Source organism: Paenibacillus sp. PAMC21692 (assembly GCF_014303795.1).
GTDB lineage: Bacteria > Bacillota > Bacilli > Paenibacillales > Paenibacillaceae > Pristimantibacillus > Pristimantibacillus agaridevorans.
Genome location: NZ_CP060293.1, coordinates 3622704 through 3636163, shown reverse-complemented (window position 1 = coordinate 3636163; position 13460 = coordinate 3622704). Strand labels below are relative to the sequence as shown.

General features: G+C 54.1%; 12 protein-coding genes. 4 read left to right on the top strand and 8 right to left on the bottom strand.

Features of this window, described 5'->3' with window-relative positions:
• Nucleotides 1-21 precede the first annotated feature (21 nt).
• The 6 genes from pyk to H7F31_RS14315 all read right to left on the bottom strand — a co-directional run bounded on the left by pyk (nucleotide 22) and on the right by H7F31_RS14315 (nucleotide 8459).
• Nucleotides 22-1776 (bottom strand): pyruvate kinase, encoded by a 1755-nt coding sequence (gene pyk, locus H7F31_RS14340; protein ID WP_087566619.1) that lies wholly within the window; start codon nucleotides 1774-1776, stop codon nucleotides 22-24.
• Nucleotides 1777-1888: 112 nt separating this feature from the next.
• Complete coding sequence (locus tag H7F31_RS14335; RefSeq protein WP_187104727.1) at nucleotides 1889-2944, bottom strand: acetyl-CoA carboxylase carboxyltransferase subunit alpha; 1056 nt, start codon at nucleotides 2942-2944, stop codon at nucleotides 1889-1891.
• Nucleotides 2934-3812 (bottom strand): acetyl-CoA carboxylase, carboxyltransferase subunit beta, encoded by an 879-nt coding sequence (gene accD, locus H7F31_RS14330; RefSeq protein WP_087566621.1) that lies wholly within the window; start codon nucleotides 3810-3812, stop codon nucleotides 2934-2936. Before accD ends, H7F31_RS14335 begins: the two co-directional genes overlap by 11 nt.
• A 43-nt stretch (nucleotides 3813-3855) precedes the next feature.
• On the bottom strand, nucleotides 3856-4044 hold the full coding sequence (locus tag H7F31_RS14325; RefSeq protein WP_087566622.1) for a glutamate decarboxylase: 189 nt from the start codon (nucleotides 4042-4044) through the stop codon (nucleotides 3856-3858).
• Between the two features lie 206 nt (nucleotides 4045-4250).
• Nucleotides 4251-4751, bottom strand: coding sequence for a phosphatidylglycerophosphatase A family protein (locus H7F31_RS14320; protein WP_246608555.1), 501 nt, complete (start codon nucleotides 4749-4751; stop codon nucleotides 4251-4253).
• Nucleotides 4752-4865: 114 nt separating this feature from the next.
• Nucleotides 4866-8459, bottom strand: coding sequence for a DNA polymerase III subunit alpha (locus tag H7F31_RS14315; RefSeq protein WP_187104726.1), 3594 nt, complete (start codon nucleotides 8457-8459; stop codon nucleotides 4866-4868).
• Nucleotides 8460-8579: 120 nt separating this feature from the next.
• Here H7F31_RS14315 and H7F31_RS14310 point away from each other — a divergent pair, with 120 nt between their 5' ends.
• The 3 genes from H7F31_RS14310 to H7F31_RS14300 all read left to right on the top strand — a co-directional run bounded on the left by H7F31_RS14310 (nucleotide 8580) and on the right by H7F31_RS14300 (nucleotide 10025).
• Nucleotides 8580-8906 carry a YtrH family sporulation protein gene (locus H7F31_RS14310; protein WP_087566625.1) on the top strand — a complete coding sequence of 109 codons (327 nt, stop codon included), beginning with the start codon at nucleotides 8580-8582 and terminating at the stop codon, nucleotides 8904-8906.
• A 3-nt stretch (nucleotides 8907-8909) separates the two neighbouring features.
• Nucleotides 8910-9416 carry a sporulation membrane protein YtrI gene (locus H7F31_RS14305; RefSeq protein ID WP_187104725.1) on the top strand — a complete coding sequence of 169 codons (507 nt, stop codon included), beginning with the start codon at nucleotides 8910-8912 and terminating at the stop codon, nucleotides 9414-9416.
• Between the two features lie 303 nt (nucleotides 9417-9719).
• Complete coding sequence (locus H7F31_RS14300) at nucleotides 9720-10025, top strand: YtpI family protein (protein WP_187104724.1); 306 nt, start codon at nucleotides 9720-9722, stop codon at nucleotides 10023-10025.
• Between the two features lie 19 nt (nucleotides 10026-10044).
• Here the strand turns inward: H7F31_RS14300 and H7F31_RS14295 are convergent, their stop codons facing one another.
• Both H7F31_RS14295 and H7F31_RS14290 read right to left on the bottom strand, forming a co-directional pair.
• Nucleotides 10045-11394: a DRTGG domain-containing protein gene (locus H7F31_RS14295; RefSeq protein ID WP_187104723.1), complete on the bottom strand. Its 1350-nt coding sequence runs from the start codon at nucleotides 11392-11394 to the stop codon at nucleotides 10045-10047.
• A gap of 55 nt (nucleotides 11395-11449) precedes the next feature.
• Nucleotides 11450-11920 carry a hypothetical protein gene (locus H7F31_RS14290; protein ID WP_187104722.1) on the bottom strand — a complete coding sequence of 157 codons (471 nt, stop codon included), beginning with the start codon at nucleotides 11918-11920 and terminating at the stop codon, nucleotides 11450-11452.
• A gap of 180 nt (nucleotides 11921-12100) precedes the next feature.
• Between H7F31_RS14290 and H7F31_RS14285 the strand changes: the two genes are divergently transcribed.
• Complete coding sequence (locus H7F31_RS14285) at nucleotides 12101-12451, top strand: helix-turn-helix domain-containing protein (protein ID WP_087566630.1); 351 nt, start codon at nucleotides 12101-12103, stop codon at nucleotides 12449-12451.
• The last annotated feature ends 1009 nt before the right edge of the window (nucleotides 12452-13460 follow it).

Genomic DNA, 13460 nt, shown 5'->3' with positions numbered 1-13460 from the left:
AATATGTTATTGCTTCCAAGGTTACAGCACTTTGGATTGACCGGAGTAGACGACGCCCGTCTCCGCATAAACGGTTACTTCCATGCCATCATGCAGATTGTCCGTTGCGTTCGCAACGCCAAGGATGACAGGGATGCTAAGATTAAGTCCGCATACTGCTGCATGACTCGTAATGCCGCCTTGCTCCGTGATGACTGCGCCGGCTTTCTCGAATGCAGGCATATATTCTTTGTCTGTGGAGACAGCTACCAGGATGTCGCCAACGTTCATCTTGGAGATAGCTTCTTCAGCCGTGCGAGCAACGACAAGTTTGCCCGTTACCGTTTGGCTGCCGATGCCTTGGCCATGAGCCAGCAGCTCGCCAATATGATGGATTTTGATCAAGTTCGTCGTGCCGGCGCGACCTACAGGTACGCCTGCCGTAATGACGATCGTGTCTCCCAGACTAAGCAAACCCGTGCTCATTGCGCCTTTAACGGCAGTCTCGAACATTTCGTCCGTTGTGGACGCCTCTGCGCCTTTTACCGGAAAAACGCCCCAGCCAAGCGCCAGGCGGCGCATAATGCGCTCGTCCGTCGTTACCGCGATGATCGGCGATTTCGGACGGTATTTCGCTACCATACGCGCTGTAAAGCCGCTTTGGGTCGACGTCACAATCGCTTTGGCGTTTAGGTCAAGCGCAGAGTTTGCAACGGATTGGCTCACCGCTTCCGTTACCGATACTTGCTGCGCGTTTGCTTGCTTGAGGAAGATTTCGCGGTATTCCAGAGCGCTCTCGGCGCGCTCGGCGATACGGGACATCGTCTGTACGGATTCCACCGGATATTTGCCCGCAGCCGTCTCGCCGGACAACATGATCGCATCCGTGCCGTCGAAGATCGCGTTCGCCACGTCGCTCGCTTCGGCGCGAGTCGGGCGTGGATTGCGTTGCATGGAATCCAGCATCTGGGTTGCCGTGATAACCGGCTTGCCAGCGCGATTGCATTTTTTGATCATCATCTTCTGTACAAGCGGCACTTCCTCGGCTGGAATCTCTACGCCGAGATCGCCGCGCGCAACCATAAGGCCGTCGGACACTTCAAGAATTTCGTCGAGGTTGTCGACGCCTTCCTGGTTCTCGATTTTGGAGATGATCTGGATATGGCTTGCATCATGTTTCTCCAGCAATTCCCGGATTTCCAGAACGTCGCTCGCTTTGCGCACGAAGGAAGCCGCGATGAAGTCGACGCCTTGCTCGATACCGAAGACGATATCGCCTGCGTCTTTTTCCGTAATGCCAGGTAACGAAATTTTGACGCCTGGTACGTTAACGCCTTTTTTGCCCTTGATAGGACCGCTGTTAACGATGCGGCAATGAATTTCAGTGCCTTCGACAGACTCGACCGTCAGACCGATCAGACCATCGTCGATGAGAACGGTGGAACCAACTGAAATATCGTTGGGAAGATTGGTGTACGTTACCGGAATACGAGTGCGATCACCCAGAATTTCCTCGGTAGTCAGCGTGATGGCATCCCCTTGAATCAGCTCGATCGGCTCTTCCTTCAGCTTGCCGAGACGAATCTCAGGTCCTTTGGTATCCAGCAGAATCGCAACGGAAGTGCCAAGCTCGGCGTTCGCCTTGCGAATGTTTTTGATTCGGTTGCCATGCTCCTCGAAGTCTCCGTGGGAGAAGTTGAGACGGCCGACGTTCATGCCCGACTGAATCAGTTTTTTTGTGTTTTCCAACGATTCGCTGGAAGGCCCGATTGTACAAACGATCTTTGTTTTACGCATTGTTAAGTTCCTCCGTTTATTGCCTGAATGTCTTTGTTTTTGTTCCAATATACATGCACGCCCGGTCCAGGCTTGTCCTTCGCGCGGGCGGTTGTAACGATTGTGCGGATTGTTAGTTCGTCGCAGGAGCCGCTTCCTGATTTAGTTCGGCTGCGGCTGCCGTAGGCGCATCGGATGATTCGGCATTAACCGGCTCCTCTGCCTGCTTTACCTGCGCCATCTGGAAGTACCCGATCTTGCGGAATTTTTGGTACCGATCCTCGATAAGTTCCTCCCGCGATAAGCCGAGGAGTTCCTTGAGATGAGCAATCAGCTCGCGCTTGATCGCAGCGGACTGGCATTCAAGGTCGCGGTGCGCGCCGCCTTGCGGCTCCTCGATGATGCCTTCGATAATACCGAATTCCAGCAGGTCCTTGGCGGTAATCCTCATCGCTGCGGCTGCCTCGTCGGCTCTTGAGGCATCCTTCCACAGGATGGAAGCCGCTCCGTTAGGCGATATGGCGGAATAGATCGCGTTTTCCAGCATCAGTACACGGTTGCCAACGCCAAGCGCCAACGCGCCGCCGCTGCCCCCCTCGCCGATAACCACGCAAATAATAGGGACGCCGAATCCGGCCATCTCCCTCAAATTGCGGGCAATCGCCTCCGACTGACCCCGTTCTTCGGCAGTGTTGCCAGGATAAGCGCCCTTTGTATCAATGAATGTAATAATCGGGCGACCAAATTTATTCGCTTGCTGCATCAGACGCAACGCCTTGCGGAAACCTTCGGGATGAGGACTGCCGAAGAAACGTGCGATATTGTCTCTTGTGTCTTTGCCCCGCTGATGGCCGATCACGGTCACGGGCAAGCCGCCAAGCTTGGCAAGGCCGCCCACGATCGCAAGATCGTCTGCGAACAGGCGGTCGCCGTGAAGCTCCATGAAGTCGGTAAAGATTGCTCCGATGAAATCCAGCGACGTCGGACGTCCGTGATGGCGCGCCAGATGCATCTTCTGCGCGGGAGACAGCTCGTTGTACAGCTCTTCTTCGAGCTGCCTGCAGCGCTCCTCCAGACGGAGAATTTCTTCGGTGAAGTCGATCCCCTTATCAACGCTAAGGCTCTTGAGTTCCGTAATTTTTTGACGCAACTCGACGATCGGCTTCTCGAAAGGCAGCTCATTCGCCATCGAACGACACCTCCTTCACGGTATGCATGTCCAGCAATTGCGTTAATGTTTGTTTCATGTCCTTGCGATGAACGACCTTGTCGAGCTGGCCATGCTGCAGATTAAATTCCGCAGTCTGGAAGTTCTCCGGCAGCTTCTGGCGAATCGTCTGTTCGATAACGATCCGTCCGGCGAAGCCGATCAACGCGCCGGGCTCGGCCAAATTGTAATCGCCAAGGCTCGCGAAGCTGGCGGATACGCCGCCTGTCGTAGGATCCGTGAATACGGAGATGTACAAACCGCCGTCTCCCTGAAACTTCGAGAGCGCCGCGCTGGTCTTCGCCATCTGCATGAGACTCAAAATACTCTCCTGCATGCGAGCTCCGCTGGAGGTGGAGAAGATAATAAGCGGAAGGCGCTTCTCATGAGCAGCTTCTATCGCTCTAGTAATCTTCTCCCCAGCCACGGAGCCCATGCTGCCCGTAAAGAAGTCGAAACTCATAACCGCTACGACAACGGGGAATCCGCTAATGCTGCCTTCGCCCGTAACAACGGAGTCGCGCAGATTGGACTTTGCCTTCTGCTGCTCCAGCTTAACCTTGTAACCCGGGAAATTAAGCGGATCGACGGACTCCATCTCGGCGTCGTACTCAAACAAACGCCCGTCATCGAGCGTCATTCCGATCCGCTCCCACGCGCTAAGCCGGTAATGATGCCCACATGACGAGCACACCTTCAAGTTTTTCTCCAATTCCTTGCTGTAATGAATCGTGCCGCACTTGGCGCACTTGTTCATCAGACCTTCCGGAATATCGCGTTTGGGACGCTCCGTGGTCGCCGAAGGAATGGTTGCGTATTTTTTTTTCGAGAATAAGTCCTTAATTTGCACGTATGCGACACCTCTCAAGGCGCAATATTAATAATTCTGCACGTTATGGGCGGATGATGGAATTGAATACTTCCTGTACTTCCTCCAGCTCACCGGACGGTACCAGAATCTCATATTGCTGTTTGGACAGATTGACGGGCCGGATTTTGACCAAAAAACTTTCTTCCGTAAGCCGTTTTCTGATGTTTTCTGCCATTTTTGCTGTTGGTGCAATGTAAATAACCGTCCACATCATGGTACCTCCTGAAGCTTGACGCCAATGTCGAGCGGCAGTTGCCGCCACTTGGCATCTCAAGCCTAACGTTTCGCGAACGAATGACAGGCCGTATAGCACCGATTCGCATGGCAGGAAACCTCTCCTAGCCAGCATCGCGCTTCGAGTCATTGTCTTTTCTTTAGCCCCACCAAAGGCCATATGATGTCATAATGATAACATAGTCACTGCGATTCGGGCAAATGATATTGGTTCGCATTGGGGTCTCCATGCGCGATCCGCGCTGATGCGGCAGCGGCAAGGCCAGCCACCAAATCGTCCAGAAACACATGGATTTTTTCGCCCTTGATATTCAATTGGCGTATGATGCCCGGCTTCACCTTGTCCAGATAACCAAAGCTGGTGAGGCCGATCATTCCATAAACGTTCGTAATGCCCAGCGCCAGCGTTTCGTCGACGCCGTACAGGGATTCGTCCCGCTCCATGATGGCCTGCAGCGGCTCCGGCAGCAGCCTTCGCTCCGCTAACTCGTCGAGAGCTATGCCTGTGTACAGCACATATTGCACTTCGCGCTTCTCCAGCACCACACGAACGCTGACCTGACATTCTTCCATCGTCAAATCCGGATTATAGGGTCGCTGCAGCGTGTAAACGATCTCTGCGATGTCGTCGACACTTACTCCGCGTTTTGCCAGCCACTTCTCGATACCGTTCATTGGCTTCATCTCCTCGCATCCTCTTGGCTTGTATCTCTATGCATATGCTCGTACAGGCCATAATGTGCATGAGAATTGCAAGTAATGGACGCAGGACGTATCGGAAACTGGCATTTGCTGCTTCTACTTAATAACGACAGTGTCCGGTCCCAGCAGCCTCTCGATCGACGCCTTCAACTCCTGTGACGGGGAGACCCGGTGATTGTCGTTTAAGGCGATAACCTTGCCTTCGCCTTCGTAAAACAACGCCGTATCAAGCTGGCCGGGATGCGAGACAAGCAACCGTTGAAGCTTATTCAGCACATCCGTTCGTTCTTTCTCCACCGTGATCTTAATGTACATACGCTGCTTCTTAAACGGCTTAGCGTTGGCGGGCAGAGGTGACGAATCTTTGCTTGACGATTGGGGCACCGCGGGTCGGCCAGATCCGTTTCCGTAGCCGGAGCTCCGCGCAGCTCGGTTGCGGGCCTGCTGGCGAAGACGACCCACTTGAGTCGCGAGCGACTCTGTCGTCAGCTCTGGACCGATCGGCACGACTTCCTCGACGAGCAGCTTGTAGTCCTCGTCCTGCTGCTGGACGGTAGCCTGCACGATGTACAGTCCTTCCCGCTCCAGCTTGTCGCCGCTTCGCTTCCACACGTTCGGGAACACGACGGCTTCGACGCGCATGATGCGGTCCTCAAGCTCCAGAAAGCCCATCGCGTTGCCCTTCTTGTTCGTAAACGGCTTCAGCCCCGCCACCATCACGCCTACGCAGGCGACATAACCGTCAGGCACGTCCGAAAGCTCAACGAGACGGTCCAGTTCCACTCCCTCCAACTGCTCGGCGGCATGGTCCAGCGGATGCCCCGACAGATACAATCCCAGCAGCTCCCGCTCAAAATCAAGCTGCTGCGACGTCGTAAACGGCCGTACTTCCGGCAGCTCCACATCCCAGTTCTGCACTTCCTCGAAGCCGAACAGCTCGATCTGCAGCTCTTCCCTCTCCTTGCGCCACTTTTGCGCGGTCTCTACCGTCTCGTCGAGAGCCGCCAGCAACTGGGCGCGATGCCCCGGGAACGCGTCGCAAGCGCCCGCCTGGATAAGCGATTCGAGCACGCGCTTGTTCACGACGCGCAAATCGACCCGCTTGCATAGGTCGAGCAGGCTGTCGTAAGGACCGCTTTCCCGCTCTCTGGCAATCGCCTCAATCGCCTGCGTGCCAACGTTTTTGACAGAAGCCAGGCCGAAGCGGACGGAGCCGGCCACCGGCGTGAACGAAGCGCCGCTTTCGTTTACATCCGGCGGCAGCACGGGAATGCCCATGCGCCTGCACTCGTCCACGTATTCCGCCGTCTTGCGCATGTTGCCCGTGACGGACGCCAGCATCGAGGCCATAAACGGCACGGGATAATGCGCCTTCAGCCATGCCGTCTGAAACGCCAGCACTCCGTAAGCCGCCGCATGCGCGCGCGGAAAACCATAGTCCGCGAAGCGAACGATCATATCATAGACGCGGTTAGCGTCCTCCCCGGAATAACCTTGTCCCAGGCTTCCCTTGACGAAGTGGCTCCGCTCCTCGTCCAGCACCTCGCGCTTTTTCTTGGATACCGCGCGACGCAGCAAGTCGGCTTCCCCCAGCGAGAAACCTGCCATTGCGGAAGCAATCTGCATGATCTGCTCCTGATACACGATAATGCCGTAAGTATCGGCAAGAATCGGCTGAAGCGAAGGATGGGGGTAATTTACGGCCTCCTTGCCGTGTTTGCCCGCAATATATTGCGGGATGAACTCCATCGGACCCGGACGATACAGCGCCAGCACCGAGATAATGTCCTCGAAATCCGTCGGTTTCATCTCGCGCAGCACTCGCCTCATGCCGGAAGACTCCAGCTGAAAGATGCCTGTCGTGTCGCCTCGCCCAAGCATGGCGTATGTCTCGGGGTCGGCATCGTTAATCAGTCTGAAGTCGATATCTTTGCCTTCCAGCTCCTTGATCCAGACCAGCGACCGCTCCAAAATGGACAATGTACGCAGACCCAGGAAGTCCATTTTGAGCAGTCCCACCGCTTCCAGATGCTCCATGGAATATTGCGTCAGCGGAATCGACTCTCCGCCTTGCTGCAACGGCACGTAATCCGTCAGCGGTTCGCGGGAGATGACGACGCCGGCGGCATGCGTGGAAACATGCCGCGGCATCCCTTCCACCTTCATCGCCATGTTCAGCAACAATCCGGTCTTCGGTTGCCGCTCAGCGGCTTCTCGCAGTTCGGCGCTGGTCCGGATCGCTTCGGCAAGCGTAATGCCCAGCTGGCCCGGTATAAGTTTCGCCGCTCGGTCCACCTCCTGAAACGGCACGTTAAGCGCGCGGCCGACGTCGCGAACGGCGGCTCTTGCCGCCATCGTGCCGAACGTGATGATCTGCGCGACATGCTCCTCGCCATACTTGGCCGCGACATAGGCGATCACTTCGTCCCGGCGCTCGTCGTTGAAGTCGATATCGATATCCGGCATCGAAATCCGCTCCGGATTAAGGAATCTCTCGAAGAGCAGCTTGTACTTTAGCGGATCGACATCCGTAATCCGCAGCGTGTAAGCGACAAGACTTCCCGCCGACGATCCTCTGCCAGGTCCGGTTCGGATCCCCCGTTCGTGCGAGAACCGAATGAAGTCCCACACGATGAGAAAATAATCGCTGAACCCCATCTTTTCGATCACGGACAGTTCGTAAGCGAGACGATCCTCGGCTTCCCTGCGGAAATCCTCATTTTCCGTCCAGGCCGGAAGCGCCGCATACCGGCTCTCCAAGCCGTCCCGGCACAGCTCCGCCAGATACGACGAGGAATCCCTGCCTTCCGGCACGGGGCGGAACACCGGCAGCGCGGCACGGCCAAGCGTAAGCTCCAGATTGCACTTATCCGCGATCTCCACCGTATTCGCGATCGCCTCCGGCACATGGCGGAACAGCGATTCCATCTCGGAGGCGCTCTTCATATATAGCTGATTTGTGCCAATGCGCAGCCGATCGCTATCCTCCACCGTCTTGCCGGTGCCGATGCAGATAAGCACATCCTGCACATCGGCATCTTCCGGCTGCAAATAATGCACATCGTTGGTAGCGGCGAGCGGGATCCCGAGCTCCTGCGCCAATCCGATCATCTCGCCCGCCACCTTCTTTTGCTCCAGCATGCCATGATCCTGCAGCTCCAGATAGAAGTCATCGCCGAATATGTCCCTATAGCGCAGCGCGGCCGCCTTCGCTTCTTCGCGGCGATCATGGAGCAGATGCTGGGACACCTCCCCCTTCAAGCACGAGCTGAGACAGACCACTCCCTCGGAGTGGGCCGCGAGGGCTTCCATGTCGACCCGAGGTTTATAATGAAATCCTTCCAGGTGGGCGATCGAGCTAAGTCTCATTAAATTCCGGTAACCGGTCTCGTTTTTCGCCAGAACGATTAGATGATAGGTTGGATTGTCCTTGCGCGCCCCCTTCTCGAAGCGCGAGCCCGCCGTCAAATAAAGCTCGCAGCCGATAATGGGCTTAATCCCCTGCGCCAGACAAGCCCGATAAAACGGAATCGCTCCATACATGACGCCATGGTCAGTCAGAGCGAGCGCCTTCATCCCGAGCTCCGCCGCCCTGGCGGTGAGATCGCGAATGCGCGCCGCCCCGTCCAACAAGCTGAATTCGCTATGCGCATGCAAGTGAACGAATGATGCCTCTCTTGTTGCCGTCATCCCGATCTCTCCTCTCGCAATCCGAACATGGATTCGTATTCCTTCTATTTTATCATAATTGTGCGGGACACGCCCATAGAATGATAGGAGAGGTTGTTGCATGCAGAGGAGGAGAAACATTTGTCCTATTTTTTGTCCAAGGCGGGACTCGATTTTTTTATTGCGTTCGGCATCGTGCTAGGAGGCTCCATGCTTGCGGGGGTCGGCTCCGTCTTTATGGCGTTGCCGCCGGCCACTGTCATGCTGGATACCGCGCTCCGGCTGAAAATATGGGCGATCGTTGCCGCGATCGGCGGCTCGGTCGATCCCGTCAGAGTCATCGAAAGCAACTTTACGGCCGGCCAACTGTCGCCGGTGGCCCAACAGATTGCGTTTATTATTTTCGCCTTTCTCGGAGCGCATATGGCAACGGAGCTGGTAAAGCTGGTTTGCAAAGGGGCGTCTTAACGCATGAGGGTGCCTTCCTTCTACCGATACGCAGGTGCGCTGCGATTGCTGGGTGTATTCCTTGTAGGTTGCATCGTCGGGGGCGTTGTGCTGCACTCCCTGTTCGTGGCGAAGTTCGAGGCGATGTACAACACGGTGTACGGACTGGAGGCAAAGCTGGGGCAATACGAAGCGGATATCGCGAAGCTCAAGCAATATAAGAACCAGCACACGGTGATCAAGAGCATTCAGATCCGCGTACTGGAAGAGTCCACGCGTTCCGCCCGACTGGACCGGATGACGGAGACGGAGTTGGTGAAGCGGGTCAAGGAGGATCTATCCATCCTTCTCGGGCGCAGCATCTATGACATAGACGCCGATGCCAATCTTGTTCGGAAGCTGCTGGAATCCAAAACATACGAGGACGTGAGCGGCAAAGATTATGCAATCGAGCTCAAAACAGTGCTGCTGGCAGACAACGTGCTGCAGGTGTGGATGACGGTCCGCGTCAAGGCGAAACCTCCAGCGTGATAAGGCAAACTTCGCCGGAACATGGTACAATAGACGACGATAAGTTGTCATTAGGCATACAAGTGCGTGTTCAAAAAGTTCGGTTTTCAGCACCGAGAAGATTGAAAGAAGGTAGAAACTGAGGAGCGGAGCGTAGTGAAAGCTACGTGAGCACCTGCAATGTTTCCGGAGGAAACATACTTCGAAAGCATATGCTTTAGTTTCGCCTGAATTCAATATTCGATGTCGAGTAAGCTTCTTGGCATACTTCGTGATCAAAAGCGGACTTTTTGAACAACCTCTACAAAGGAGTCGTCACAACATATGGGACAATTGGAAATGCTGCAATGGGTGCTGTTCCCTGTAATACTGATCTCGTTAGTGCTGTCCGTCGTGTTCAGCTACAAGTCCAGACGTTCCGCTGACGGGAGGAAACGCGGCATCAATGCCGCCCGAATGAACATCAGCATGGGCGTCATGATGATGTTCATCTCCTTCATCCAGCTGTTCATGTCGGATGAATCGACGCTTAAGGTCGTCATCGGCGCCATCTTTTTGGTGGTCGGCTTGTTCAATCTCTTTGCCGGACTGCGCAATCTAAGCGCCTACCGGGCGACGGAGCGGGGATAATCCCCGCTCTTTTTTTGACTCAATAAGGATCGATCATCTGCGCGGTAAGCATCGCTTTTGCCGCAAGCCCCTTCGCGTCCAGCACCTCGATCTCCAGTTTGGAAAACTTTCTCGACAGCTCCATCGCCTTGGGCTTGATCGTCACCTCGCTGTCGATCTGTACTGGCCTTACATAGTAGGAGGTCATGCTTTCCAGCAGGAAGTCCCTCTTGCCCGTCTCCCGAATCATTTGCCTCGCGGCTTGCATCATAAGCGTCGAGACGAGTCCTTCCGAGGCCATCCCGAGCGTGCCTGACATCTGCGGAGTTATGGCGCCGCGATAGCTGATGCTGGCTTCCTCCGTGCCATTCGACTCCGATTGAATGAAGCCGGACCACATCAGATCCTCGAAGGTCTCGCCGGATTCCGGCTGCTTGCCCGCGAACCGCATCGCGTCCAGCACCTCGCGCCGCGTCACGACGCCCAAAAGCTTGCGGTTGCGATCGACGATAGGCAATAGATCGATCCCCTCCGCCGCCATCGTATGGGCGGCGGACGTCACAGTAATATTCGGCGCCGCCGTAATGGGATGCCGAGTCATCACGCGGTCAACGGCCGCATCATCGGCTGAGCCCATCGCATCCATCGCCGTAATCATGCCTATAACTCTGCCTCTGTCGTCTAAAACCGGGAAGCGGAAGTTGCCTGTCTCGCGCGACAAACGGTGAAAATCCGACAGATTGCTGCCGGATTTGATAACATCGGCCGGTTTGCTGAACGTCACGATGTCTTCGAGAAGCATGATTTTGCGCTTGATGAGCCGGTCGAACATCGCCCTGTTAATCATGGAAGCGACGGTGAACGTGTCATGTCTCGACGACAAAACGGGAAGCCCCTGCTCGTCCGCTAACCGAACGATCTCCGCGCTTGGCACGAATCCGCCGGTAATCAGTACGCCGGCTCCCTGCTCCAAGGCGCAGCGATGCGCGCTGACGCGATTGCCGACGATCAGCAGGCTGCCGCTGTCGATATAGCTCATCATCGCTTCCAGCTCCATTGCGCCGATCACAAACTTGTGAAGCGACTTGTCCAGTCCGTCTCCTCCGCCGAATAAACGGGCCTCGACGATCTCCGCCACTTCTCCGAAAGTCAGCTGATCCAGCGCTTCGCGCCGCTTGCGATCGATGCGGACGGTACCAATTCGTTCCTTCGTGCTGACAAGTCCGGAAGACTCCGCCTCCTTGAACGCCTTATAAACGGTGCCTTCGCTGACACCAAGATGTTTGGCGACGGCTCGCACCGATATTTTGGTGCCTACCTTAAGTCCTTGGATATGCTGCATAATCTGCTCGTGCTTCGTGCTCGTCACATTGCTTGGGGTGGAAGCCATCCATCGATCACTCCTCGTCTGCTACCATTATAGGAGATTGCAATGGAAATATCGACTACCAGTCGAATTGCAGCTTTGTCACCTTGAGAATGGCGTCGATAGGCTCATCGTCGGTCCCGTGCAATGTCCGCTTGCGCAGCAAGGCCTGGATCGAGATCGCATTAATGCCAGACTTGGCTCCGCTCCGCACGCAATCATGCCAATCGTAGGTAATGGGAACGCGGTAACGCTGCTTATGAATGGGATAATTCTCGTATTCTATCACTTGAGAAGGAATTTCCTTGTATACGCTGGAGAACAAGAACGTCCCGCTCTCGCTATAGGGTCTCTGAATCGGCTCCGTCTTCAAGTTTAGAGTATATTCCAACGTCTGTGTATGGGCGTTAACCCCGCAGCTGAATGAACCATGGGCAACGGCCGTCTTGTTATGCCGATGCGACAACCTGTAAGTGAACAAAACCTTGAAAGCCACATTGCAATAATTTGCTCTCACCTTGCGATAAAACTCGAACTCTTCTACCATCATTGCTGACTCACCCGGCTTCACCCATTTTCGCCACCAGTCTATCACTTTTGGTATTTTTATGATAATTATAATAAATCATCCACTTAAAAGTCAATGACTATAGACGGTATTTAAATCGAATACTATAGAACGTTGATCGAAAACCTGCCAAAACTCTATCGTTAGGCTGAGGTGACACGGATGAGCGACATTGGGCGCCAGATTGGCGAAAACATTCGGCTCGTGCGCAAATCCAAGGGATTAAGCCAGGAGCAGCTGGCTTTGCGCGCCGAGATCAACGCATCTTATATGGGACAAGTCGAACGGGGCGAAAAAAATCCGACCATCGATGTACTGGGCAAAATTGCTGCCGCGCTGCAGACGCCGCTGGAGCAGCTCGTGCAGGTTGGAAACTCAAACCGCATCGACGGCGGCGAAGCCGAAAGCTATTCAGACAAAATCATCAGTCAGATGACAGGGCTGAGTGTCAAAGAGCAAGAAGTCGTCTATCGCTTCGTCAAGCAGCTTGTCCAGTTCCGGGAGATGGAGTAACAAACGCCGCACCGGCGTCATTGACTATGTCACGTTGCCGGAAACGAACGAACTTAGGTGAAATCCGTAAAAAACAGCTGCATCCAAGGCATGCGATCCACGACAATCAAGGTGAAACGGCTGTCGCTGCCCTTTGGCGGCGCAGCGTGTTTTATTCCGAGAATTATAGGTCAAGTATGGAGAAAACTTATACTTTCTTATAATTTCAAAAAGCGCCGCTCCGTCTTTGACGGCGCGGCGCTTTCCATTCCAAGAAGGAAATGCAATTTGTCGGTAGTCAATGCAAGCTGTCCGTAACGAAATAAACACACATCCCCGCAAGCACGTTCACGCTTTCGCAAGTCGAGGATTCCGCTAATCAATTGTGCAATTATACACATTTCCCGGTCAGAAAGAGACTGAATCATACAATTTTATTAAAATATATAAAATTTTTTGTCTGTATCAGGCCCATTCCGTCTTCACATGAATATCATTTGAGTAATTGTACAATTTAATTTATTTTAGAAAGCCGGACAATTAAATTTGGTACATATTCGCATAATTTCCTAAGCCGACAGCCGAGCCAACAGTTTCATCTAGAATTCACGGCATCTAGGCATTCATCGCGGAGCTTCAGCGGTCCCAACTTGACAAGACGGGACTGTCCCAAAAGCCAATTTGCAATTTTTCGAGCCCCGCGTTAAGTCGGATTTTTTGAACAAAATCACTTAAAGGTGATTCAAAAACCCTGAACCTCAAGTCTCTCGCTGTGTGTAAAGGACATAACGAGGCCGTCGATTCATTGTGTGCAAAAACTGGAAATGAAGCTGCAAATCAATCATCGCCAACCTGTTAACGGAAATGGGGGGCCTTATATGGATCTTTTGGCGTGATTTTAAAATCTAAACGGAACTCAGCGACGTTATTCGTGAGAAATCCAGGCAAACCGCGGACTTTTGCCCATCATAAGGGCTGTCAGTTCCATTAGAATTGCGATGTGCCGCTTTTTGCTGAAATAACGCCTTTC

Coding starts and splice junctions, on each gene's coding strand:
- H7F31_RS14300 (WP_187104724.1), top strand. CDS start 9,720: ATGGGACAATTGGAAATGCTGCAATGGGTGCTGTTCCCTGTAATACTG.
- H7F31_RS14315 (WP_187104726.1), bottom strand. CDS start 8,459: ATGACGGCAACAAGAGAGGCATCATTCGTTCACTTGCATGCGCATAGC.
- H7F31_RS14295 (WP_187104723.1), bottom strand. CDS start 11,394: ATGGCTTCCACCCCAAGCAATGTGACGAGCACGAAGCACGAGCAGATT.
- pyk (WP_087566619.1), bottom strand. CDS start 1,776: ATGCGTAAAACAAAGATCGTTTGTACAATCGGGCCTTCCAGCGAATCG.
- H7F31_RS14290 (WP_187104722.1), bottom strand. CDS start 11,920: ATGATGGTAGAAGAGTTCGAGTTTTATCGCAAGGTGAGAGCAAATTAT.
- H7F31_RS14335 (WP_187104727.1), bottom strand. CDS start 2,944: ATGGCGAATGAGCTGCCTTTCGAGAAGCCGATCGTCGAGTTGCGTCAA.
- H7F31_RS14285 (WP_087566630.1), top strand. CDS start 12,101: ATGAGCGACATTGGGCGCCAGATTGGCGAAAACATTCGGCTCGTGCGC.
- H7F31_RS14325 (WP_087566622.1), bottom strand. CDS start 4,044: ATGTGGACGGTTATTTACATTGCACCAACAGCAAAAATGGCAGAAAAC.
- H7F31_RS14305 (WP_187104725.1), top strand. CDS start 8,910: ATGAGGGTGCCTTCCTTCTACCGATACGCAGGTGCGCTGCGATTGCTG.
- H7F31_RS14320 (WP_246608555.1), bottom strand. CDS start 4,751: ATGAAGCCAATGAACGGTATCGAGAAGTGGCTGGCAAAACGCGGAGTA.